Raw genomic sequence first — 23,869 nt, 5'->3', positions numbered from 1 at the left:
GGTTCAGAAAAAAATCGGTGAAATCGGTGTAATCAAAATCAATCGGTGTAATCCCCAAAAAAATCAGCGAAATCATTTTTTTCCAATCAACGGTCCCTGTTGACATAGGGCTGTCATTACCCCGCCGTTACTTTACATCATAAAACAAACAACAACACTTATGGACACTTTGAAATCATTATTGGAAGAGATGGAGCAGGAGGCTCAAACCACCGAAAAAATGCTGAGCCGCATCCCCGACGATAAATACCAATGGAAACCGCATCCTAAAAGCATGACCATTGAACAGCTATCAACCCACATTGCTGAATTACCTACCTGGGTAAGCCTGACCCTACATACCGATGGACTTGACTTTGCCACCGTACCCTATGAACCCAAAAAAGTAAGCGGCACAGCCGATTTAATGAAACTGTTTGAAGATTCATTAGCCGATGGATATTCGAACCTGCAAAAAGCCGACGTTAGTACGTTTGATAAAATATGGACATTACGCAACGGTGAACAGATCCTTAATCAACGTACGAAAGCAGAAGTAATCAGGATGACTTATTGCCAGATTGTGCACCACAGGGCACAGTTAGGAGTTTATTTACGTTTGCTGGATATTCCTATTCCCGGAAGTTACGGTCCAAGCGCGGATGAGCAGGGCTTCTAAAATTGGGGAGTAATAAGATCAGTTTACAATACAAAAGCAAAGCGGGCAAAGGCACGCTTTGCTTTTGTAATTTCTTTTGCACTCAACTGCGGTGCTTTGACAGCTTGCCTGTATTAATTTCTTCAAGGAAGCCATTTTCGTTAATAGCATATCGGGCCTCAGAGGTATCGGTATCTATTTTGTAATTAACGGTCTTTACTTTTTTGTTCCTGATCCTTTTGCCAAAAATGAACATCGGCAAAATGAAAACCGCAAGCAGGACTACAACTTGTAACAGGGTTGTGTACATAACGTCTAACATAAAAATTTAAGTCTGATTGGTACCTATATAACGTTATCCGAAGTGAAATGGTTCACCTTTTTAACTATATTTTATACCAGCCATGTGTACATATAGCTAAATGTGTGCCACACTTGTATCAGACGTTGGATGTTGCCTTATTATTACATTTATGTTGATATTTAATTGATTTATAATGAAATGAACCAAACGCTATGCTATCATATTGATAATAGAGCCTATCGTTTTGAAATAAATAATATACAGTACCGTTTAGTGATTTTAGTACAGTTGCGAGATGTCGTAAAAGTGCGGGATTTGATGGGATTGTATAAACGCTAAGTAGTAATTTAAAAAAAAGCGGCCGTGAGGACATGGCCGCGGGTAGTTCATTTTTATCCCCCGATCCGTGTCCCCACGGATCGCATCATCAATTTATAAACCATAAAACGCCGTCGTATTCCCGCCAAAAAATAATTCCTGCTCCGTTGCAGACAGTCTTTCGGCGTAAAGGTTCATCACCTCCATAGTTTTTTCATAGCCACCGGCCAGCAAACATACGGGCCAATCAGAACCGAACATTACCCGGTTGATACCGAAAGTGTTGAACACAATATCGATATATGGAATGAAATCAGCAGCCGGAGTGTTATCCCAGTTGGCTTCAGTAAGCAGCGCCGATACTTTGCAATATACATTCGGATAGCTCGCCAGCTTTTCGATATCCTGCTTCCAGCCGTCAATTTTCCCTGCTTTGATGTATGGCTTAGCCATATGATCAAGCACAAACTTTTGATCCGGAAATTCGGCCACCAGTTGCGCGGCATACGGCAGGTGGTTAGGGAAGATCAGGATATCATAGGTATATCCATGTGCACCCAATGCAGCTATCCCTTTTTTAAATTGCGGATCAAGCATATACTGCTCATCCGGCTCCGACTGTAAGATATGCCTGAAACCTTTAAGCTTTTCATACTTTTCAAAATGATGCAACCTGTCTTCCAGGTCACCAGCTTTCAGGTCAATCCAGCCTACCACGCCTTTAATGAATGGGTTAACAGAAGCCAGATCTAACAAAAACTCAGTTTCTTTTTCCGACTGATCGGCCTGAACTGCAACGCAACCATCAACGTGGTGTTTTTGTAATACAGGTAACAGGTCTTCGGGATAAAAATCCCGGCCTATCACCTGCATATCTTCAGTGATCCAGCTGTCCCTTACCGGGTTATACTGCCAGAAATGCTGGTGTGCATCAATTTTTAGCATATGCTACCAGGTTTTGTTTCGATTCGCCCAAACCTTCAATACCTAATTCAACCACGTCTCCTGCTTTTAAATAAATTGGCGGCTTCATGCCCAAGCCAACGCCTGCGGGGGTACCTGTTGAGATAACATCACCCGGCAGCAAAGTCATGAACTGGCTGGTGTAGGAGATCAGGTGAGGCAGGTTAAATATAAAATTTGAGGTGGTACCATCCTGCATAGTTTCGCCGTTAACTTTTAACCAAAGGCGCAGGTTATGGGGATCGGCAATTTCATCAGGTGTAGCTAAAAAGGGGCCAAGCGGTGCAAAAGTATCACAGCCTTTACCCTTATCCCAGGTACCATTACGCTCCAGTTGAAACTCACGTTCGCTTACGTCATTGTGCAATACGTAACCGGCAACGTAATCCATTGCTTCAGCTTCTTCCACATAAGATGCTTTTTTGCCGATAACCACAGCCAATTCCACTTCCCAGTCGGTTTTAACCGAGTTTTTAGGGATCATGATATCATCAAACGGACCAACAATAGCGGTAGTTGATTTCATGAAAATCACCGGCTCGGGCGGGAGGGGGGCATTGGTTTCTTTAGCATGGTCGGCATAGTTTAAACCGATGCAAACCAGTTTTGAAGGGCGTGCGATAGGGCTTCCTAAGCGTACACCTTCGGCAACTTCTGGCAGCAGGTTATCTTTTATAAAATCAGCAAGACGGCTAAGTCCGTCGGTTTCGAAAAACTGTTCGGTGTAATCTTCGCCAAAGGCTGATACATCGTATCTTTTATCGTTCAGTATAACTCCCGGCTTCTCTTTACCTGGCTCGCCAAATCGTATAAGTTTCATATTATCGTTGTATTAATTAGTTGTCAGTTTAATAATAGTATCATTAGGGTCTGTTGCAATGCCGTTAAGATATACAAACACTCCCTCAGTTTGTTGTTTAAATTTTACTGTGCTGCCATCGGCCAGTAAAGCGGCTTTAGTTACTTTACCTTTTAATTGCGGAATGAAGACATACGGCTGTTGCGGCAGTGTCATTACATGCACATAAAGGTTTTTATCTTTTTGGGTGATAACGCCCCACGGTTGTGCCGGGATACCGCTGCCACGGGTACCATAAATAGCCTCGCCGTTTTTTTGTACCCATGCACCAACAATAGCCAGCGTATCGGTAAATTCAGGCTGAATTTTACCGTTTGGCATAGGGCCGATATTTAATAAAAAGTTAGCATTTAAGCCAGCTGCGTTCACCAGGTAATGGATAATGCGTTTGGATGATTTAAAACTCCTGTCGGTAATGTTAAAGCCCCAGCTGTTGTTAATGGTTTCGCAAGTCTCTAAAGGTAATGTGCCGATCTTTGATTTACCGCTGAAACCAGTGGTGTTGGCGCCAGGCAGGTCTTTCTCAAACATCTGGAAATCTTCGCCCTCTTTCGGCTCGAGGTGGTGGTTGTTGCCTACCAGTATGGCAGGGTTCAATTTATGGATCAAACCATAGATCTCGTCATAATGCCAGTTAACATCGCGCTCCCAATGGCCATCAAACCAGATGCCTTTTACACCGGGATATTTGGTGATCAATTCGGTAAGTTGGGCTTTCATGAAATTGATGTAGCTGTCCCAGTCGCCGTTTACAGGTTTACCGTCTACTATCGGGCTGCCAAAAGCATAATCTTTACGTCCCCAATCAAGCAATGAATAATAAAAATGTAGTTCGATGCCTTCTTTAACACATTCCTGTGCCAGTTCCATCAACGGGTCTTTATGGTAAGGCGTAGCATCAACAATATTATATGACGATGCCTTGGTACCGAACATACTGAACCCATCATGATGGCGCGAAGTAATGGTAATGTACTTCATGCCCGCTTTTTTGGCGAACATTACCCATTCATGGGCATTGAAAGCCTGCGGGTTAAAGAAGTCGGCCAAGCGTTTATAGCTATCATAGGGGATATGCTTTTCGTTCATCACCCACTCGCCGGCACCAAGCTCACTGTAAATGCCCCAGTGAATAAACAGCCCAAACTTCATGTCCTGGAAGTTTTGCCTTGCGGCAAGGTTATCGGCCGTTGGCGTGTAGGTTTGAGCGCCCGCGCGTACAGCGCCAAGCAGCATACCCATTAATAATAGCTTTTTGATCATATAAATCAGGTTTTAATTGTTCAGGGTGATAAAGCCGCCATCAATAGGGTAATCGGTACCGGTAATAAAACCAGCTTCGTCCGAACACAGGTAAAGCGCCAGGGCCGCAACCTCTTCCGGTTTACCCATCCTGCCTATCGGCTGACTTTTTGATAGTTTTTCAAAGATCTCATCCTCACGGCCCGCATAGTTTTTAGCAATAAACCCATCCACAAAAGGTGTATGAACCCTTGCCGGCGAGATACAGTTACAACGGATGTTATCATGTAAGAAATCGCGCGCTACAGATAAGGTCATGGCGTGGATAGCGCCCTTGCTCATAGAATAGGCAAACCTGTCGGTAATACCTACGCTTGCAGCAATAGAAGCAGTGTTCAGGATCACACCACCACCATTATTTTTCAATACCGGGAGAGCCGCATAAAGGCAGTTGTAAGCGCCTTTAACATTGACGTTAAATACGCGCTCAAAATCCTCGGTACTGGTATTATCTGCCCTGCCGATGTGCGCAATGCCTGCGTTATTGATCAGGATATCTATCTTACCTATTTTGGTAAAAGTATCAACCACCTGCTGTTGATTGCTCACATCACACGCATACCCGGTTGCTTTTCCGCCGGCTGCAGTTATTTCGGTTACGGTATCGGCTGCTGCCTGGTCGTTTAATTCGATGATATGAACTTCGGCGCCTTGCTGTGCAAATAATACAGCCATAGCCTTGCCTATACCGCTGCCGCCGCCGGTTACAATTACTGATTTATTGGTTAGTTTGAACATAAGTATCTTTTAGTTTTTGTGTTCGTCATTGCGAGGCACGAAGCAATCGTACGAAAGCATAGCCGCTCTGTATAGCATGCGATTGCCGCGTCGCTCCCTCGCTCAGCCTTTCTTGCTCCTCGCAATGACATATTTAAGATCTTCAATTTCTTGCCGTTGTTGGTGTTGTTACCAACAACTTTATACTTCACGCTAATCAAAAGCCCTCTCCCTTTAGGGGAGGGTTTGGGTGGGGTTATAACGACACCCCTCTCTTCCACGGAATAAAATCATCCTGGCCAAGTTTTACCGATTTAGGTTCTGCCTCGCCGCTGGCTACTTTTATTACATAGTCCAGGATCCGCTCGCCGGCCTGTTGGATAGTTTCAGTACCTTCAATGATGGTACCGCAATTAATATCGATAATATCGGGCATACGCTGATACATGGCCGTATTAGTTGATAGCTTAATAACCGGGGTAACAGGGTTACCTGTTGGCGTACCCAAACCTGTGGTGAACAATACGATATTGGCACCTGCACCTACTTCGGCAGTAGTGCTTTCTACATCGCTGCCAGGAGTACATAGTAGGTTTAAACCAGGTTTGGTTACTTTTTCAGGATAATCCAAAACTGCAGTTACCGGTGATGTGCCGCCTTTTTTTGCTGCTCCTGCCGATTTAATGGCATCGGTGATCAAGCCATCACGGATATTTCCCGGCGATGGGTTGGCATAAAAGCCAGAACCATCGGCCTCTGCACGGGCATTGTAGGTGGTCATGAGGTGCATGAAGCGGTTAGCTGTTTCTACGTCAATACAGCGGTCGCTCAGTTCCTGCTCCACACCGCAAAGCTCCGGAAATTCTGAAAGGATCACGGAGCCGCCCATGGTAACCAGCAGATCGGATAAATACCCCAATGCCGGGTTTGCCGAAATGCCCGAAAAACCATCCGAACCTCCACACTCCAAACCAACACACAGTTTTGATAAAGGTGCTGGCTGACGGGTAGTTTCATTGGCCTTCACCAAACCGGCAAAAGTTTGCTTCAAAGCCTGTTTCAACAGTTCGCTTTCGGTACCTACTTTTTGTTGCTCCAATACAACCAGTGGCTTGCTGAAATTAGTATCACGTTTGGCAATTTCATTTTGTAAAATGCTTACCTGTGCATGCTGACAGCCTAAACTTAATATAGTTGCACCAGCCACGTTGGGATGGGTAACGTAACCGGCTATTAATCCGCAAAGCGCGTCAGAGTCTTCACGTGTACCGCCGCAGCCCAGGCTATGGCTCAGAAATTTGATCCCATCGATATTTTTAAATAAGCGCTTGGCGTTTGGCTTATCTTCAGTGGCCTGAATATCCGCATTCAGAATTTCCTCCACCGATTTACCGGCCTGGTAAAGCTCCATCAGCTGCTCAACATCGCCCTCATAGCTCTTGGCTTTTTTATAGCCCAGTTTATCAACCAACGCTTCTTTCAATACGTTAATGTTCCGGTTTTCGCAGAAAACAAGCGGTACCACTATCCAGTAGTTGCCTGTTCCAACCGAACCATCAGCACGGTGATAGCCCATAAAGGTTTTGCCTTCAAAGTTGGCAGTATCGGGCTGATGCCAGTTTAGTTTACGCTCGCCAAGGTGGAAACCTTCGGCAGCGTGGTGTACGTTTTCGGTAGTTAATAACCCCCCCTGCGGTATAGTTGCAGATGCTTTACCTACCAGTACACCGTACATGTAAATCTCTTTATCTACCGGTAGTTCATTGATAGCAAATTTGTGCTTAGCCGCTACTTTATCTACCAGTGTAAAAGTTTGTCCATCAAACGTGATAACGGTACCCTGCGGCAGGTCCTGAAGGGCTACCAGTACGTTATCATGCGGATGGATCCTTAAGTATGTTTCTTTTTGTGTTGACATTATTGTATATGATCGGTCCTTTTTTACAAGGACAATATTTTTTTGCTTATTGCTGAAGCGTAAGTTCAATTACCGGTATTTCATATGGCGGTTTTTGCGCAGGCAGTGTTAATTCCAGGTCGTCACCGCTTCCATCTTTATATAAAAGCTCTGAACTATCGTTCAAAAATTGAGCGTATTTGATCTTCCCTTTATAACCCGGCAGTATCAGTTTGCCTTGCGGATAGCTGAACAAATGTATATACAGTTTACCCGCAGCTTTGTTATAAGTAAGTTTGGTTCCTTCGGGTATTTTATAGCTGTCGGGAGCAAAAGTACAGTTGTATACCGATTTGCTGTTGGCATGCATCCAGTAAGCAAGGCTATCCAAAGCGCGGGTAGCACGATAATCAAACTCACCACGTGCAGTAGGGCCAACGTTCAGGATCAGGTTGCCGCCATTACTCACTGAAGTAATTAACAGGTCGAGCAGTTGACGATGGGTTTTCCAGGTGTTTTCGTCGCGGTAGTATCCCCAAGAACCTGAAAAAGTTTGGCAGGTTTCCCAGGTTTTGCCGCGGTATTTGGCCAGTTCGGCAGTGCTTACCTGTTCAGGGGTTTCAAAATCGGCACCGTCTTTATATTCTTCCAGGTTCAGGCGGTTATCTACAATAATACCCGGCTGTAACTTCCTGATCAATTTAAGCAACTCAACTGAACCCCACTCGTCTTTGCCTTTGCCATGCCCATCTTTGCGAGGGAATGAGAAATCAAGCCAAAGGATATCAATTTTGCCATACTTAGTTAACAACTCAGTGATCTGGTCACGCATGTACTGGCGGTATTTGGCCATATCACGTCCTTTGTTCAGCTTAGCGTATGATGCATCACTTTTATCAGCAGGAGATTGCGGATGGATCTCATCAATAGTATATTGCGGGTGGTGCCAGTCTAACAGCGAATAATAAAACCCTACTTTTAAACCCTGAGCGCGGAAAGCGTTCACGTACTCGCGTACCAGGTCGCGTTTGGCTTTGGTGTTTGGTGCTTTATAGTCGGTAAATTTTGAATCGAACAGGCAAAAACCTTCGTGGTGCTTGGTGGTTAGCACGGCATATTTCATACCGGCTGCTTTGGCTTGCTTAGCCCATTTTTGCGGATCGAAAAGATCGGGGTTAAACTGATCAAAATATTTCTGATAACCGGCATTATCAATTTTTTCATTGTGTTTTACCCATTCATGCCTTGCAGCCTGTGAGTACAACCCCCAGTGAATGAACATCCCAAAACGGTCATCCTTCCACCATTCCATGCGTTTCTCTTTTTGGGCATCGGTTTCGGTGCCTATCATTTTTTGCGCAAATAGAGATGGTGCCATCAGCAATACGAACATTGCCAGTAATTGTAGTTTTTTGAGCATAGCTATTCTGTTTATAATGAGAAAACTTTATCCATTAAAACCCATTTAGCACCTACTGGCGCATTTTTTACCGGCGATTGGTAGCCCCACATCAAATCTTCCCACTCCTGCACCTTGGGATTTGCCGCGTCCATTGCTGCCGATTTTTCAAAGCTGAAAGTATCATCAACCTCCATGATCATAAACATGCGGGTATCAAAACGGTAGATCGCCATATTGGTGATTCCCTTGGCAATAATGCTGTCATGAATTTCGGGCCAGATGGCTTCGTGATGTTTTTCATACTCGGCAATGAGTGCCGCGTCGTCTTTCAGATCGAGGGTTAAACAGTATCGTTGGCTCATAGAATAGCTCTCAAAAAAGTTTATATAGGTAATACAAAGAAATAAGGTTTGAGGCTAAATAATTATCGGGAATTAAACAAAACGTTCAACTATTTTGGCATAGATCTGAACCTTGATTTTTAGGATTAACTGATTACCGTGATATTGTATACTGCTTTGTTTCTTCCTACCCGCGGTCGTGTCCTCACGGCCGCCCGGCAAGAAGGCAAAATTCAATATTTTCTCACTCCGCCGTCGCTCGACCGAGGGCACAAGACAAAATCCCTTCCATCCACCTAATCCCCCCAAATCCCGGTTCAGACATCATCCCAACAATCCTCTAATCCTAAAAATCATGGTTCATTATCCATCATTCCTCAACGAACTCGTCGGGTTAGCCAGCGCAGCCCTGAAGGTTAAATAAAACGTAGTCGCTACTGCAATTGCCACCAGCGCGAAAACCGGCACAACAAACTGCCACCAGGTTAGCTGCACCCTAAAGGCATAGCGGTTAAGCCATTGGTTAATGAACATATACGCCAGCGGAATAGCAACAAGACTTGATATAAAAATGAGCTTTACCACATCCCAGGTAAGCAGGGAGATGATATTTTGTACCGATGCGCCAAGCACTTTGCGTACGCCAATCTCTTTGGTGCGGCGGGCAGCCGAATAAGCTGTTAAACCGAACAGACCAATGCAGGCAATAAATATAGCCAGCGAAGCAAACAACGTAAATACGTGGCCAAACTGGGTATCCTGGGCGTACTGGCGGTTGTAAAAATCGTCAAGAAAAAAGAAATCGAAGGATGATTCGGGAAAGGTATTATTCCAGGTTACTTTGATGTTATCAACCATCTGGCGCATATTGTCTCCATTTACTTTTATCGAAATGTAATCAGCCGGGATCCATGGCAATTTGGGGTCCATGAACAGGATAACCGGGGTATAGTTTTTTTGAAGCGATTGCTGATGGTAATCCTTTACTACGCCGATAACCTCGTTGGGCTCTTTATCCAACGTTTCAATCCATACCTTTTTGCCTATGGCATCCTGCGGCGATTCAAAACCGAGTTGTTTTACGGCAGCTTCGTTCATCACTAAACCAACAGAATCAGTCGGGCGGTTTTTATCAAAGGCCCTGCCTGCTATTACTTGTAAGCCATATGTTTTAATAAAATCATGATCGGCACGCAACATTTCGTAAGTACGTTCTTCTGATTTAGGTGCGCCAAAACGCCTGTCGGCCAAAAATTTGCCCACTTCCTTACCCGGTACAGCACCAGAAAGCGTAACAGCGTTAACTCCGGCAATTGCCTGTAAGGTAGTTTTAAAGCTGGCCGTTTTTTGATTGTAATTTGGCGTATTTACAGGCATTTTTACCACAATGGTTTGGTTGATATTAACCCCGGTGTTTTGGCTGTTCATGTAAACTATTTGCCTGTACACTGCAAAAGTGCCTGCAATGAGCAATACCGAAGCCATAAACTGGAAGGCTACCATTCCGCGGCGTAATAATACACCGTTTTTTGAAAACGAAAACCGCCCCTTTAGCACGGCTATCGGTTTCATACGGGCAAGCACAGTTGCCGGGTAAATGCCCGAAAGCAGGATACTACCAACAAATACAGCCGCCAGCTTCAAATACAAAGCGCCATCAAACAATAAACCGTACGAACCTTCCCCGTATAAATAGTTCATGACGCCATAACGACCTGCCAATACCAATATCAATGCAACTGCCAAAGCCGCCATGTTGATAATTACGGACTCGGTAAGGAACTGCATAATGAGTTGAGGGGCATGCGCTCCACTCACCTTGCGGATTCCTACCTCCCGCGCCCTATCAACAGATTTGGCGGTAGCCAGGTTGATGTAATTAATGCAGGCTATAAGCAAAATGATATAAGCTATAATGCTCAGAAAATCTACAGCGAAACGGTTGCCTTTTACTTCGATTTCATTGGGTTTGGCCGGGTTTAAATGGATTTGTGTAAACGGCACAAGTTTAATTGTCCATTTAAGATCCTTTAAAGAAAGACCGGTTTTATAACGCTCGGCCAGTGCCGGAAATTTGGCTTCAACCGTTGCGGGGCTGGCATGTGGTTTTAGCTTTACGAATGTGTAGCTTTCATGCAGGTACCAAAAATCCTTTTCAAACTTAGGTATGGTAGCCCATGATACCAGGAAATTGAACTGCATGGTTGAGTTAGCCGGCAGATCCTTAAACACACCTGTAACCATGCAGTGGTAACTATCACTCAGCGTAGTAATATCCAGGGACTTGCCCATTGGGTCGGCATTGCCAAAATATTTTTTAGCAGCCGATTGGGAAATTACTATCGAGTTAACTTCATTAAGCGCAGTAAGTTTATCACCCTTAAGCATTGGGTATGCAAAAAAGTTAAAGAAATTGCTGTCGGCAAAGCAAACATGTTCTTCCCTGAATTTGATGTTATTGTATTTAACAACCCGCTCGGCATTATGCCAATCGATACGGGCATATGATTCAATTTCGGGGAAATTGGCTTTCATTGCAGTGGCGTAACCATTGGTGCTGGTAGGCCAGCTGTCGCTGAGGTTATCGCCACGGTAAAACTGGCTCTCCACCCGGTAAATGTTTGCTGCATCCGGGTGCATCCGGTCAAAGCTTTTTTCAAAATTTACGTACGCGAATATCAGTATGAATGCCGCCATGCCCAAGGCAAGTCCCGTAATATTGATAAATGCATAGGTTTTATTTTTAACAAGGTTTCGCCAGGTAACAAGCAGGATGTTGCGTATCATATTGTAAAAGGTTGAGGTTTACAATATAGGGATCAGAATTTTCAGAATTAAAGAATTTTCAGAATATCGTTACACAACAATTTAAAACAGTCAATTCTGTCAATTTCAAAATTCTGCAAATTCTGATTCAGACACCCTTCTTTGTAAACTCCTTCTGGTACATCAGCGGACTTTTACCCGTTACCTGTTTAAAATGCTTATGGAAGGTGGAAAAGTTATTAAAACCGCTGTCGTAGCAAAGCTGCTTAATATTGAGCTTATTTTCGATGAGAAGCTTACAGGCGTAGCCCACTTTTATTTCAATTACAAACTGCGAATAGGTTTTGCGCGTTTTTGATTTAAAGTACCTGCAAAAGGAATTCGCGCTTACACCGGCAATATCGGCAATTTCTTCCAGGTAGATCTTTTTGCGGAAGTTACGTACCGAGTACTCATAAATATTATTGAGCCTGTCGCTTTCCGATTCGTTATGATCGTATTTGAAGCCAATTGAAGTTAGATAATTAAGTGGTGAGCTGCCTGCTATGGTATTCAATGCTTTAAGCAGCATGATGATCCTTTCGGCACCATCGGTATTGAGCATTGCGGCTAAAATAGAGGCTACCTGCTTTTTTGTTTCACCGGTTATTTGCAAGCCACGTTTGGAACGTTCAAGCAGTACCTTTATTAGTTTGTTTTCGGGGAGCTGAAGAAACTGATCGCCCCAAAAGTTTTCGCAAAAATGCACCACAACCGTGTCAACCGGAACCTGGTCGCTGCCATTATTAAAGTACATATCGTCAAAGCGCCAGTAATGAGGCAGGTTTGATCCAACCAGCACCATATCGCCGTCTTCAAACTGTTTAATGCTATCTCCTATAAACTGCGTTCCGCCACCTTTGATAAAATAAATCAGTTCTAATTCGGGGTGGCAATGCCAGCGGTTATTGATATCCGGTGATATATCATGCCTTACGCTAAAGGAATGCGCAGGATCGGCAGAAACTTTAAGTAAAAGCGGCTTCATTCAGTTTTATTTACAAACAATGGGCTAAATGTAGTTAAAAACTGTAAAAAAAGCTTATTTTTCAGAAAAGTGTATAATTTGTTCTTTTTTAACATTATTTTCAACTACCAATTAAACCCGAACCAATTTGCAATGAAACCTAAGTGTCTTTTAATTTCACTATTGATCTTATTTCCATTTTTTTCAAAAGCCCAAACCAATTTCAGGCCCGGCTATGTTATTGCTATTAATGGGCAAATTATTAAGGGTTTTATTAATGAAAAAGAATGGGATGCCAACCCGGCAGATATTAATTTTAAAACCTCATTAAGTGCACATGAAGCACAAAACTATACAGCTAATGATATTAATTATTTCGAGATAACCAACTCAGTAGCTTACCAACGTTACAGTGGTTTTATCAGCACTGATGAAACCAATATCGCAAAGCTGCCCACCGGGCGCGACTCGAGCAAAAAAATGGATATTGTGTTTCTGAAGCTTCAGCAAAAAGGTCCAAATGTCTCTCTTTATTCTTACAACGACGCTATTAAAATGCGATATTTTATAGCAGATAATAAAGCTGGCAAAACTTTTGAGCTAATATTCAGACAATACTTTATCCCAGAAATGGGAACAGCTACGCATAACGAAAACGAGTATGTACCTCAATTGTATGACCTGGCCGCAAAATACAATCCTGGTTCGGCCGAATTGAGACAGCTGATAGAAAACGCACGTTACAATCTATCTGATTTAAAAAAGATCTCGCAAAACATCAATAATCTTGAAGTTGATAATAACAATTATGGAACATCGTCGTCAATAGATTTTTTTGCAGGAACGGGGGCTGACGCTACCACCTATAGTTTTTCGGGTAACGGCCCTTTTTATGATAAAATACCTAATCAAACATCTGTTGGACCTTTTGTAACCGCCGGCTTCAACTTTTACCCGAATGCATCCGTAGGCAGATTTGCATTAAGGGCCGAGGTTCTGTATACATCAAGTTCTTACAAAACCGAGGTTAATCTATACTACGCCCAACCAGATAAGCCTAAAGCCACGTACAGGCTTAAACAACATGAAATAGGTTTTAGTCCACAGGTTTTATATTCTATATACAATACTAAGGCGGTTAAAGTTTATGTCGGGGCCGGTTTTATGGTTAATTTAACCAGCTACAGTGGTAACACTACCACCAATAATGCTGATCCATCGCAGGTATTGGTAAATGTACTTGTATTGGATAAAAGATGGTTGTCGTATCCGGTTAAGGCTGGCTTAATTTTGAATAAAAAGCTGGAAATTGCATTGTCTTATACTTTTCCTTCATCCATAACAGGTATAGCATCAACCTCAACAAGCAATTATTCGTTCAAAATCAGTAGTATTAAAGGTGGTTTAAACTATCATTTTTAACAGGTGAAGCACCGTCAGAATAACATTAATCAATAATTAAAGCATGTTAGTATTTTAAAAATTGTGATTTATTTAAATAAAATAATCGCATTATTTATTTAAGGCTTCTTCATTATTAATATAAAAAATCTAAAATACTACAACCAGAATAACCTACTTAACGTATAATTAATAAAAAAGGGGCGTCCCGTATCTCACCCCGGAACGCCCGCAGTTATCTTAAGATAACATCAACTAAATCTCAGATCATCATGTTTTCGATCTGAACTCTCCATCTTTCTCAGGGATGGGAAGGTTTTTAATATTTTATGAACCTTGCCACTCATTAAAACGGTGGCGGTCCGCCGGGGCCGCCGCCAGGAGGTGGACCACCTGGTCCGCCACGTTCCATAGTTGGCCTTTTACCGGCAAATTTCTGTAGCTTAAGTGTAAAGGTCAACAGATAGTAACGACCCAAACGGTTACTATTGGTTTGAGTGATGTAGCTGCCGTTTTGAGTAGTGGTATACCCGGTATTTTCATTAAATACATCCATTACCGAAAAACGTAACGTACCCGCGTTGCCTTTCAAAAAGCGGCGCTCAACGTAGGTGTTCAAAATATTAGGATTGGTAGCACCGGTATAGCCGTAATAGATCATTTTTGAATAATCATAGCTCAAAGTCCAGTCTTTGAAGTAGCTTTTGCCGTTAAGGCCCAGATTAAGGGTTTGGAAGTTGCTGTTAACGTTTGCCTGCTTGATTGAATTGCTTGAAGTGTTAACGCTATAAGTAGTGCTCGCCTCGGCATCAATAACGTCGGTAATGCTCACCCTAAAGCGTGCGCCTTGAGATAACACCAGATTTTTGGCTATATTCTTCTCGGTTGTCATGTTATAGGTAGCAGAGTCGACATTACTTATATATGAGACGTTGTTATTGTACGAAATGTTACCGATCATGAACAAATTATATTTTCTTTTTTGCCATGGCTTGGCAAATACATAAAATCCCTGTGCCGAATAATAACCATCGGCATTTAAATACTGGGTTAAGATACTTCCCGCCAGCTTGCTGTTAGGTGCATAAGTTTTAGGATAAGTAATGGTATTGGCTACTATTTTATTGTCCGTTTTAATGAACGACAGGTTGCTGAAAAATACATTACCGCTTTCAAAATTGAACTTATTGTACTTTAATGACAGGGTATTGTTGAACTCCGGCTTCAGATCGGGATTACCCTGTACCGGGTATGATGCGTTACTAAAATCGGTAACAGGTTGCAGCTCTGTATAAGTAGGCTGGTTGCTGCTGCCGTTATAATTTAAACTAAGCGATTGACTGCGCGAAAAGTTATAGATGAACCTGGCAGTAGGTGCCCAGTTAAACGTATTGTTATTAGTAGTAAATGGTGTACCATCAACTATCGACGATCCTTTTAACAGCGTAGGCTGTGCTACTACACCTAAAGTATAGTTATATTTTTTGTCGATAAAGCGATAATTAAGCCCGAAACGATTGGTAACAAAGGTTGAATTATAGTTATTGCTCAGCAAATCGTATCGGTTTATGTTTCCGTCGTCAGCCAGGGTATCCGTTGCCCTGTCGGCAGTGGTGTAGGCGTAGTGGTAAGCATAATTAAGCTCCAGGTAGCCTTTTTTGCTGATAGGTTCCATGTATGATATGGTAGTCCCCACGCTATCGGTACGGCTATTGGTATTGATGAACTGGTTTAAAGGTGCGTTACGTGCACCATCAATATAAGTATAAACCGGGTTTTGATATTTATTAATGGTGTAACTGCCTGCACCAACATTTACGCTGAAGTTGCGTCCATGACTATTAAGTTTGTGGTTAAACAAAACGTTAACACCATAGTTAGGTTCGGTTGATTTACTAAGGTTTGCGAGGCTGTAGTTTGATACCGTTTCCGAATTTCGGAGCAGTAAGCTTGTAGCATCGGATGTGGTGTTGGTGCTGGCATAAGCATATGTTGGGGTTATCTTTACATAATTCATCGTATCGGGTTTATACTCAATATTAAAGTTAACCCGGTGGTTCAGCTTTTCGTCCTGCTGGTTATTGGTTTGCGTATTGGTGCTCGGGTTGGTTGACGACAGGTTATTTTGAATAGTGCTGCTGATGGTGTTTACCGAATTATCGGCAAAACTGTAACTACCATAAGCGGTTATCTTTTTGCCCCAGCTATCGCGATAATTGAAACCGAATGAGCGTGCTGTAGTGATCCCGTTTGATGAATTGCTGTTCCCTCCCGGAGGCCCACCCGGACCGCCGCCTCTCGGGCCACCGCCGCCAAAGGTGAACAGGTTGGTATTGGTATTATTCAGGTTACCTAAAAATGCCAGTTGCCTGTCGCCGTTAAAGCTAAATACGTTTGCCGATGCCACATACCTGTTGCTCTCTTTATCACTTGATACACCGGGAATAGCGTCGCGTCCGCCGCCAACACTGGCCTGGCCAAAGTATCCGTAATTTTTATTTTGCTTAATGGTGATGTTCAATACCTTGTCGGGCTCTCCTGTTTTTATGCCTGTAATATTGGCCTGATCGCCATAGTCATCAATGATCTGGATATTCTGCACGATATCGGCAGGCAGGTTTTTAGTGGCTGTTTTAACATCGCCGCCAAAAAAATCCTTGCCGTTAACACGCACTTTGGTAACGCTTTTACCCTGGGCGGTGATGTTACCGTCCTTATCAACGTCCATGCCCGGCAATTTTTTAATTACATCTTCAACAGGAGCATTATCACGTACTTTATAGGCATCGGCATTAAATTCAATGGTATCCTCTTTAAGCTTTACCGGGTTCACATCTGCAATAACTACGGTTTTCAGCATAGTGGTTTCTATCTTCAGGATAACCGGAGGCAAACTGGCCGGCTTGTTATCATTAGCCAGCACAAACCTGCGCCTGAGCGGCTGATAACCTATCGAACTAAAAATCAAACTAAACTGGCTTACCTTTACGTTGTTAAACGTAAAGGTACCATCGGCACCTGTAATAACGGTGGTACTATCGGTACCGGTAAGCATTTTTACGCTGGTACCGGCAACCAGGTAGCCGGTAGAGTCTTTTACGATACCTGTAATCGTACGGCCGGGGTCGGCTTTTGCGTTAAGCGGTATTGTAAACGCTAAGGCAATAATTACTGCTAAGGAGTATAGGATTTTCATTTTTTTGCTGATTAACAGCGACAAAACAATAGCATTAATTTTAGTGTAAAAAACATAATAGACAGGCGCTGTTTATATATAGATGGGGTACCGCTTTTTACCTATAAAGGCGGATAGTTAACCTATGAACCACTAATGAAAGTCTTTAAAGATCAGATCAAAGCGCTCATCGGTAATTTTTGCCTCCCGGGCGATTATGGTTGTCTCAAAGCCTTACTGATTTGTAATATTGCTGAATTATATATGTAGATTTATCTTTCGCGCACTATAGTTAACCCGTTCAATGAGTCTTAAATCAAAAAGTAACACCATCACCGTGCTCATCCATATTTTAATATGGATTGTTTTTGGTTTGCTGTTGTTTTTCTATCAGCCCCTTAGCTGGAATGTGGAAATTCCGTACCAGTTTTGGATCAAGCAGGCTATTACTCTTTTTATTCTTGTTGCTGCATACTACTTTAACAGCAAACTACTTGTTCCGCAATTTTTATTGCACGACCGTATCGGAATGTACTTTATAGCTGTTGTAGGGGTAGTGATTGTTTTTTTGCTGCTCAATAGCTGGGCCGATAAAGCCCTGCATATGCATGAACATATGGATGCTGTTTTTCACCGCCAGCACCGCCCGCCAAAACCAAGAGAACGCGGAGGATGGGATTTTTTTGGTACCATTATAGTAGCCCTGGTTTTAGGTATCAGTACCAGTATTACAGCTATACAAAAATGGCAGATGGATATCCGCCTGCGCCAGGCCCTGGAGCAGGACAAGATCAGCTCCGAACTGTCGTTCCTGAAAGCACAGATCAACCCGCATTTCTTTTTCAATACGCTCAATAACATTTACGCGCTTACTCATGTTAATGCCGAAACATCGCGCAAAGCACTACATCAACTATCACGCATGATGAGGTATGTGTTATATGATACACAGCACGGCACTGCATTATTGAGCCAGGAGATAGCTTTTATCAGGGATTACATCAGCCTTATGGAACTTCGCCTTACCGAAAAAGTAAAAGTTACGTTTTCCCCGCCTGCACATACCAATGATGTAACTGTTGCCCCAATGCTTTTTTTACCATTTGTTGAAAATGCTTTTAAGCATGGTATCAGCGCTACGGAGCCGAGCTCAATCCGGATCATAATCGATCAGCACGAAGATTTGCTGGAATTAAAGGTTGAAAATGGTATCTATAAAGATCATAATCCAAATATTGGCGAAAACAAAGGTATCGGCTTAACCAATACTATTCGCCGGCTCGATTTGCTTTATGCCGGAAAATATAAGCTGGATATCAATGAGGATGCGGCTGCCAATACTTATACTGTTCATTTAACCCTTAACCTGTCATGATAATTAACTGTATAGCTGTTGATGATGAGCCGCTTGCGCTGGGACTGGTTTGTGCTTTTATTGAGCAAACGCCTTTTTTAAAATTGGTTGGGCGTTACAGCAGTGCTGTTGAAGCGTTGGTTGGTTTACAGGATCAAAAGGTTGATCTTATTTTCCTGGATATCCAGATGCCTAACCTTAATGGCATGGAACTGGCCCGGGTACTTGATAGTCGTGGGGCTAATAAACCCCGCATTATTTTTACCACCGCTTACAACCAGTTTGCCGTAGAAGGTTACCGGGTTGATGCACTCGATTACCTGCTCAAGCCTTTTAATTACGAGGAGTTTCTGCATGCATCAAACAAAGCCCTGAGTTATTTTGAATTGGTAAGCCGCTCCAATACCCCTGCAACTGCAGTAGCTGCCGAACCGGCCGAAGAGGAATACCTGTTTTTAAAGATTGAATACCAACTGGTGCGGATAGCCCTCAACGAAATCCTGTATATTGAAGGCCTGAAAGATTATGTGAAGATCTATCTTCAGGATAAAGAGAAACCATTGCTTTCCCTTACCAGTTTAAAAGCTCTGGAAGAAAAACTGCCATCCAAACGTTTTATGCGCGTACATCGTTCATTCATTGTATCGCTTAATAAAATCAACTCCATTACCCGCAATGCTTTACAAATAGGCAAAGTGAACATTACAGTTGGCGATCAGTATAAGGAAGCTTTTGGGGTGTTTCTTAGCAAATGGAATTGAACCAGGATTTATGGGATTTTTCTGATTTTCATTTAATGCCGGCTCCATCCCCGTGATCGTGTCCTCACGATCACCTTTAGCATAATCCTCCCTTCAAATTACAAGGCGACTGGTGAGGGCACGAATCGGAGGGAATAATGATAAATGATAATCCCACAATCAGAAAAATCCATTAAAACCTCAAATCCTTTTAATCCCAATACAAGCAGAATCAACGAAACCAGCACAATCAAAAAAATCAGCGGTCAGGTTCACCCTATTGCAATTTTTTGCCTCATTTTTACGTCATTGAATAATATTACCTATTTTTAAATTATGCAAAAGGTAAGTGAACTACAGGTAAGCGTATCAGACTTGAAAGCTTTTGAAGCTTTGGCCAATATACCCGATGATCAGCTGCAGTGGCTGATTGATAAAAGCGAAATTTTAACATTTGAAGATGGTGAATATTTGATGGAGCCCGGACAGGATCTTTCAGGTCCTCATTTTATATTGGAAGGCAACATGCGTTTCTTTATGATGCAGCAGGGATCCCGCCGTGATTATACCCTGGTTGAAAAAGGCAGCATCACGGGCTATATGCCGTATTCGCGCGGCCTTATAGCCAAAGGTTATGCCCAGGCTGTTGGCGAATTAACGTTGCTGAGTTATCCTACGGCCGAGATCATGGAAATGATCCAGAACCATTTTGAACTTACACAGGCGCTGGTTCATATCATGACTACCCGCGTACGTGATTTTACTGCCATGCAGCAGCAAAATGATAAAATGATGGCTTTGGGTAAGCTGTCTGCCGGTTTAGCGCATGAGCTTAATAACCCTGCATCGGCTATTGTGCGCGATTCGCTGTCGTTAAGAAAACATCTGCGCATGGTACCTGCTCATCTGAAAAATATGTTTGCCATAAGGGCGAGTGACGAACAAGTTGACGGACTAACGGACGAATTGTTCAGGATCCTGAATAAAAAGGAATGCTATACCCGCCTTACGCTTAAGCAACGCACGCAGCTTGAAGACGAAATATCCGAATGGCTGGAAGATAATGGTGTTGAGGATGCCTATGATATAGCCGAAAGTTTTGTTGACTTTAGCTTCACTACCGAAAATCTGGAGGCTCTGAAATCACATATACCAGAGCACGCTGTATCTATCATCATGGGCTGGCTCAGCGCCAAGCTTATGGGGGAAAAGATGATCGAAGATATCCAGGAATCGGCACGCCGCATTGCTGAGCTGGTAAGTTCAGTAAAAACATTTACCCATATGGACCGTGCGCAGGACAAGCAATATGCCGATATCCACGTGGGGATCCGTAATACCATTACCATGTTGGGCTACAAGATCAGGAAAGAAAATATCACTGTTATTGAAGAGTTTGATGATAGCCTGCCTGAAGTAAAGGCGCTTATTGGCGAACTTAACCAGGTATGGACTAACCTTGTTGATAATGCCCTTGATGCCATGGAAATAAACGAGAGAGGCACGCTTACTATCCGCACAAAAAAAGATAATGACTTTGTTGAGGTAAGGATCATTGATGATGGCCCCGGCATACCCGAAGATAACATCAGCCAGATCTACGATCCGTTCTTTACAACTAAAGAAATGGGCAAAGGTACCGGTATGGGGCTTGAAGTAGTGCAGCGTATCGTGAAGCAGCACCGTGGCTCCATCAAAGTAAAATCAAGACCCGGGCATACCGAGTTTATAGTTTGCTTCCCGATAAATGGTTAGCAAAAAACTGATTTTACCAAAAATATTAGTTAATTTGCCTGCATATTTACCCTATGAGCCGTCCGATAATATTTTCTATAGATGATGATCCGCAGGTATTGCGGTCAATAAGCCGCGATTTAAAATCGCAGTATAGTAAGGAATATAAGATCTTAAGCACAACATCGGCAAAGGAGGCATATGAAACCCTTATTGAACTGAAAAACAGTTCGGAAGTGGTTGCCTTGTTTTTGTGCGACCAGCGTATGCCGGAAATGGAAGGTGTTAAATTTTTGGAGAAGGCAAAAAAAGTATTTCCCGAAGCTAAACGGGTACTGCTTACAGCGTACTCTGATACCGATGCCGCCATCAAAGCCATTAACGATGTGCAGCTTGATTATTACCTGATGAAGCCCTGGAACCCACCTGAAGAAAAGCTTTACCCGGTGATAAATGATTTGCTTGATGACTGGCACAGCCACTACATTCCCGAATTTGTGGGCATGAAGCTCGTTGGCTACCAGTTTTCGCCGCAATCTCACGTTATAAAAGATTTTTTAGCGGGTAACCTGATCCCTTACCGCTGGTTTGATATCGAAAAAAATATCGATTCGGCTAATTTGCTAACCCTCAACAACCGCACAACCGACGATTTGCCGATGGTGATTTTTGAGGATGGCAGCTGTTTAACAAAACCAACCATCAGGGATATTGCCGATAAAATGGGCAAGAACACTACCGAGCTTACCGACGTTTATGACGTGGTGATTATTGGCGCCGGTCCTGCAGGATTGGCTGCTGCTGTATATGGTTCATCTGAAGGATTAAAAACTTTATTGATCGAGCGTAAAGCACCGGGCGGACAGGCCGGTACCAGTTCGCGTATTGAAAATTATTTGGGTTTCCCGGCAGGCTTAAGCGGTGCCGACCTTACCCGTCGTGCGATAAGCCAGGCTATGCGTTTGGGCGCCGAGTTTTTGTCGCCGCAATCTGTTAGCGATATCAAGCAAAAAGACGGTTACAAAACCATTATTTTGGATGACGGGCCGGAGATTATCAGCCGCACTGTTGTAATTACTACTGGTGTTGATTACCGCAAACTGGAAGTTAAGGGCGTTGATAATTATACCGGCGCCGGTATTTACTATGGTGCCGCCACTACCGAAGCTTCAGCGTGTACAGGTAAAGAGGTGTTTGTGATTGGCGGGGGCAACTCGGCAGGGCAGGCAGCTATGTACCTATCTAAATTTGCGAAGAATGTGCATATCATTATCCGCAGGGATGATTTGACAGCTACGATGTCGGCTTACCTGATTAATCAGATTGCTGATACGCCTAACATACAGGTTTTGCCAAATACCGAGGTGATTGAGGCCGAAGGTACAAACTGCCTTGAAAAGCTCACCATACAAAATTGCAAAACCAAAGAAACTGAAGTTAAAACAGCCAACGCATTGTATATATTTATTGGTGCTAAGCCTTATACCGACTGGATAAAACTTGATATCATTAAAAACAATAAAGACTTCATTGAAACCGGTCGTGAGTTACGCAGCTATGAAAATTTCAGCAAGGTTTGGAAGCTTAAACGCGACCCCTTCCTGTTAGAAACCAGCTGCCCGGGCATATTTGCAGCGGGCGATGTGCGTGCCGGGGCTATGAACCGCGTGGCATCTGCCGTAGGTGAAGGCTCAATGGCGATAAGTTTTGTACACAAATACCTGGCCGAAGTTTAAATCACTAATCACTACATACACCTATGGAAGAAACATGTGCCCACATCGAAGCTGTTGATAGCATAACCGAACCTAAAGATTACGTTTGCGAAGAATGCGTAAAACATCACGGAACATGGCTACACCTGCGTACCTGCCAGACCTGTGGCGTTACACTTTGCTGCGATAGCTCGCCTAATACGCATATGACCAAACATTTCCATGCTACCGGCCACCCCGTAGTTATATCTGCCGAACCCGGCGAGCGTTGGCTATGGTGCTATGTAGATGAAGCGGTTAAAGGATATTGATTTTTAAGTCGGCAGTCTTAAGTTTTAAGTCAGGAGTCTGTCTCATAACCAGAAGCTCCTGACTTTTTTATTTTTTTTTAATGAGTTACAACCTAATCTCCAACCTCTAATCTCCAATCTCTATTCAGCTACCCCTTAAAAGATAGTACTTTATCTAACGACCATGGGCCGGAACCTATAATGGTAAAGAGTATAAGCAACGCGAGCGCTGTGATAGTTGGCCATAACATAGCATTGATCGGTTCCTGAAAAATACCTATCAGGAATACTGCCCCAACCAGTATCGGGATTTGGATAATACAGCCCAAACGAGTTAAGATGCCCATGGCTATCAGTATGCCACCAACCATGTGGGCAAATGACACATAATACACCAGGATCATCAGCATATCAGGCGATACATCAATGACATTTTGATCGTTAATGATGCCACGCAGGTATGAGGTGTTTTCCATAAAAGTGATGCCCTTTACCAACAAAAATATACCAAGAACAATGCGCACAATATCCAATACTTTAGGATGATGAGTATCGCCCCAGTGTTCAATTTTATGAACCAGATTCATAAAGCCCTCCTTTAGTTTAATAATTGGTTATCAGCAGCCCGAAGGTAAAGTTGAGAGACTGAACGGCCGGGATGCTATTACTAAATATAGTAACAAATTTGTTATAAAACAAGTTTTAGGGGAAGGAAAAATTGGCGGTTAACCTGCCTGTCGCAATAAAAAAAATGTCATTGCGAACGTAGCGCGGTAATCGCAAACTTGCGCTCGTTTGTAACGAGCGCTTAATATGGTTTGGCGATTGTATCACCAGTTGTGTTATAAACGCAAGCCCAAGTTCATCGCTCGTTTTGTAACCTACCGTGTACCCATAAGTTTTAAATAAAAATGTCATTTCGAAAGAGCAGATGGGGGCTGGGCGCCG

19 protein-coding genes are annotated in these 23,869 nt (G+C 43.1%); 7 read left to right on the top strand and 12 right to left on the bottom strand.

The features are described from left to right. The first annotated feature begins 160 nt into the window (after nt 1-160). Nucleotides 161-658, top strand: a complete 498-nt coding sequence (locus tag AC59JO_RS03255) for a DinB family protein (RefSeq protein ID WP_413669175.1) — start codon at nt 161-163, stop codon at nt 656-658. Nucleotides 659-740: 82 nt separating this feature from the next. On the opposite strand, the gene AC59JO_RS03250 is transcribed toward AC59JO_RS03255, so the two are convergent. The 10 genes from AC59JO_RS03250 to AC59JO_RS03205 form a co-directional block, all read right to left on the bottom strand. Next, nucleotides 741-947: a hypothetical protein gene (locus AC59JO_RS03250; RefSeq protein WP_090528232.1), complete on the bottom strand. Its 207-nt coding sequence runs from the start codon at nt 945-947 to the stop codon at nt 741-743. A gap of 426 nt (nt 948-1,373) precedes the next feature. Then, the gene (locus AC59JO_RS03245; RefSeq protein ID WP_497303387.1) at nt 1,374-2,204 is read right to left on the bottom strand and encodes an amidohydrolase family protein; all 831 of its coding nucleotides are present in this window, start codon (nt 2,202-2,204) and stop codon (nt 1,374-1,376) included. Then, nucleotides 2,191-3,042: a fumarylacetoacetate hydrolase family protein gene (locus tag AC59JO_RS03240; protein ID WP_497303385.1), complete on the bottom strand. Its 852-nt coding sequence runs from the start codon at nt 3,040-3,042 to the stop codon at nt 2,191-2,193. Before AC59JO_RS03240 ends, AC59JO_RS03245 begins: the two co-directional genes overlap by 14 nt. A gap of 12 nt (nt 3,043-3,054) precedes the next feature. After that, entirely contained in the window at nt 3,055-4,344 is a 1,290-nt protein-coding gene (locus AC59JO_RS03235) for an alpha-L-fucosidase (protein WP_413669172.1), read from the bottom strand. A gap of 12 nt (nt 4,345-4,356) precedes the next feature. Next, the gene (locus tag AC59JO_RS03230) at nt 4,357-5,121 is read right to left on the bottom strand and encodes an SDR family NAD(P)-dependent oxidoreductase (protein ID WP_413669171.1); all 765 of its coding nucleotides are present in this window, start codon (nt 5,119-5,121) and stop codon (nt 4,357-4,359) included. Between the two features lie 235 nt (nt 5,122-5,356). Continuing rightward, the gene (locus AC59JO_RS03225; RefSeq protein WP_413669170.1) at nt 5,357-7,018 is read right to left on the bottom strand and encodes a UxaA family hydrolase; all 1,662 of its coding nucleotides are present in this window, start codon (nt 7,016-7,018) and stop codon (nt 5,357-5,359) included. Nucleotides 7,019-7,064: 46 nt separating this feature from the next. Continuing rightward, nucleotides 7,065-8,417, bottom strand: coding sequence for an alpha-L-fucosidase (locus AC59JO_RS03220; RefSeq protein WP_497303382.1), 1,353 nt, complete (start codon nt 8,415-8,417; stop codon nt 7,065-7,067). 11 nt (nt 8,418-8,428) lie between these two features. Next, entirely contained in the window at nt 8,429-8,761 is a 333-nt protein-coding gene (locus AC59JO_RS03215; RefSeq protein ID WP_091222812.1) for an L-rhamnose mutarotase, read from the bottom strand. Nucleotides 8,762-9,103: 342 nt separating this feature from the next. Further along, nucleotides 9,104-11,527 (bottom strand): ABC transporter permease, encoded by a 2,424-nt coding sequence (locus AC59JO_RS03210; protein WP_497303380.1) that lies wholly within the window; start codon nt 11,525-11,527, stop codon nt 9,104-9,106. 127 nt (nt 11,528-11,654) lie between these two features. After that, on the bottom strand, nt 11,655-12,533 hold the full coding sequence (locus AC59JO_RS03205) for an AraC family transcriptional regulator (RefSeq protein WP_413669167.1): 879 nt from the start codon (nt 12,531-12,533) through the stop codon (nt 11,655-11,657). 132 nt (nt 12,534-12,665) lie between these two features. On the opposite strand from AC59JO_RS03205, the gene AC59JO_RS03200 reads away from it, so the two are divergent. After that, entirely contained in the window at nt 12,666-13,934 is a 1,269-nt protein-coding gene (locus AC59JO_RS03200) for a hypothetical protein (protein ID WP_413669166.1), read from the top strand. A 325-nt stretch (nt 13,935-14,259) separates the two neighbouring features. Here AC59JO_RS03200 and AC59JO_RS03195 read toward each other — a convergent pair whose 3' ends face one another. Next, nucleotides 14,260-17,109, bottom strand: coding sequence for a TonB-dependent receptor (locus AC59JO_RS03195; protein WP_497303377.1), 2,850 nt, complete (start codon nt 17,107-17,109; stop codon nt 14,260-14,262). 283 nt (nt 17,110-17,392) lie between these two features. On the opposite strand from AC59JO_RS03195, the gene AC59JO_RS03190 reads away from it, so the two are divergent. From AC59JO_RS03190 to AC59JO_RS03170, 5 genes are all read left to right on the top strand, one after another. Then, on the top strand, nt 17,393-18,463 hold the full coding sequence (locus AC59JO_RS03190; RefSeq protein ID WP_413669164.1) for a sensor histidine kinase: 1,071 nt from the start codon (nt 17,393-17,395) through the stop codon (nt 18,461-18,463). Next, on the top strand, nt 18,460-19,203 hold the full coding sequence (locus tag AC59JO_RS03185) for a LytR/AlgR family response regulator transcription factor (RefSeq protein WP_413669163.1): 744 nt from the start codon (nt 18,460-18,462) through the stop codon (nt 19,201-19,203). The genes AC59JO_RS03190 and AC59JO_RS03185 overlap by 4 nt, the downstream gene beginning before the upstream one ends. A 315-nt stretch (nt 19,204-19,518) precedes the next feature. Further along, nucleotides 19,519-20,937: an ATP-binding protein gene (locus tag AC59JO_RS03180; RefSeq protein ID WP_413669162.1), complete on the top strand. Its 1,419-nt coding sequence runs from the start codon at nt 19,519-19,521 to the stop codon at nt 20,935-20,937. A gap of 53 nt (nt 20,938-20,990) precedes the next feature. Continuing rightward, on the top strand, nt 20,991-22,652 hold the full coding sequence (locus tag AC59JO_RS03175) for an FAD-dependent oxidoreductase (protein ID WP_413669161.1): 1,662 nt from the start codon (nt 20,991-20,993) through the stop codon (nt 22,650-22,652). Nucleotides 22,653-22,675: 23 nt separating this feature from the next. After that, nucleotides 22,676-22,942 carry a UBP-type zinc finger domain-containing protein gene (locus AC59JO_RS03170; protein WP_413669160.1) on the top strand — a complete coding sequence of 89 codons (267 nt, stop codon included), beginning with the start codon at nt 22,676-22,678 and terminating at the stop codon, nt 22,940-22,942. 128 nt (nt 22,943-23,070) lie between these two features. Here AC59JO_RS03170 and AC59JO_RS03165 read toward each other — a convergent pair whose 3' ends face one another. Continuing rightward, nucleotides 23,071-23,508, bottom strand: coding sequence for a DoxX family protein (locus tag AC59JO_RS03165; RefSeq protein WP_413669159.1), 438 nt, complete (start codon nt 23,506-23,508; stop codon nt 23,071-23,073). Nucleotides 23,509-23,869 lie beyond the last annotated feature (361 nt).

The organism is Mucilaginibacter sp. A5337 (genome assembly GCF_059690695.1).
The sequence above is the reverse complement of the archived record's forward strand: the minus strand, read 5'-3'. Positions and strand labels throughout refer to the sequence as shown.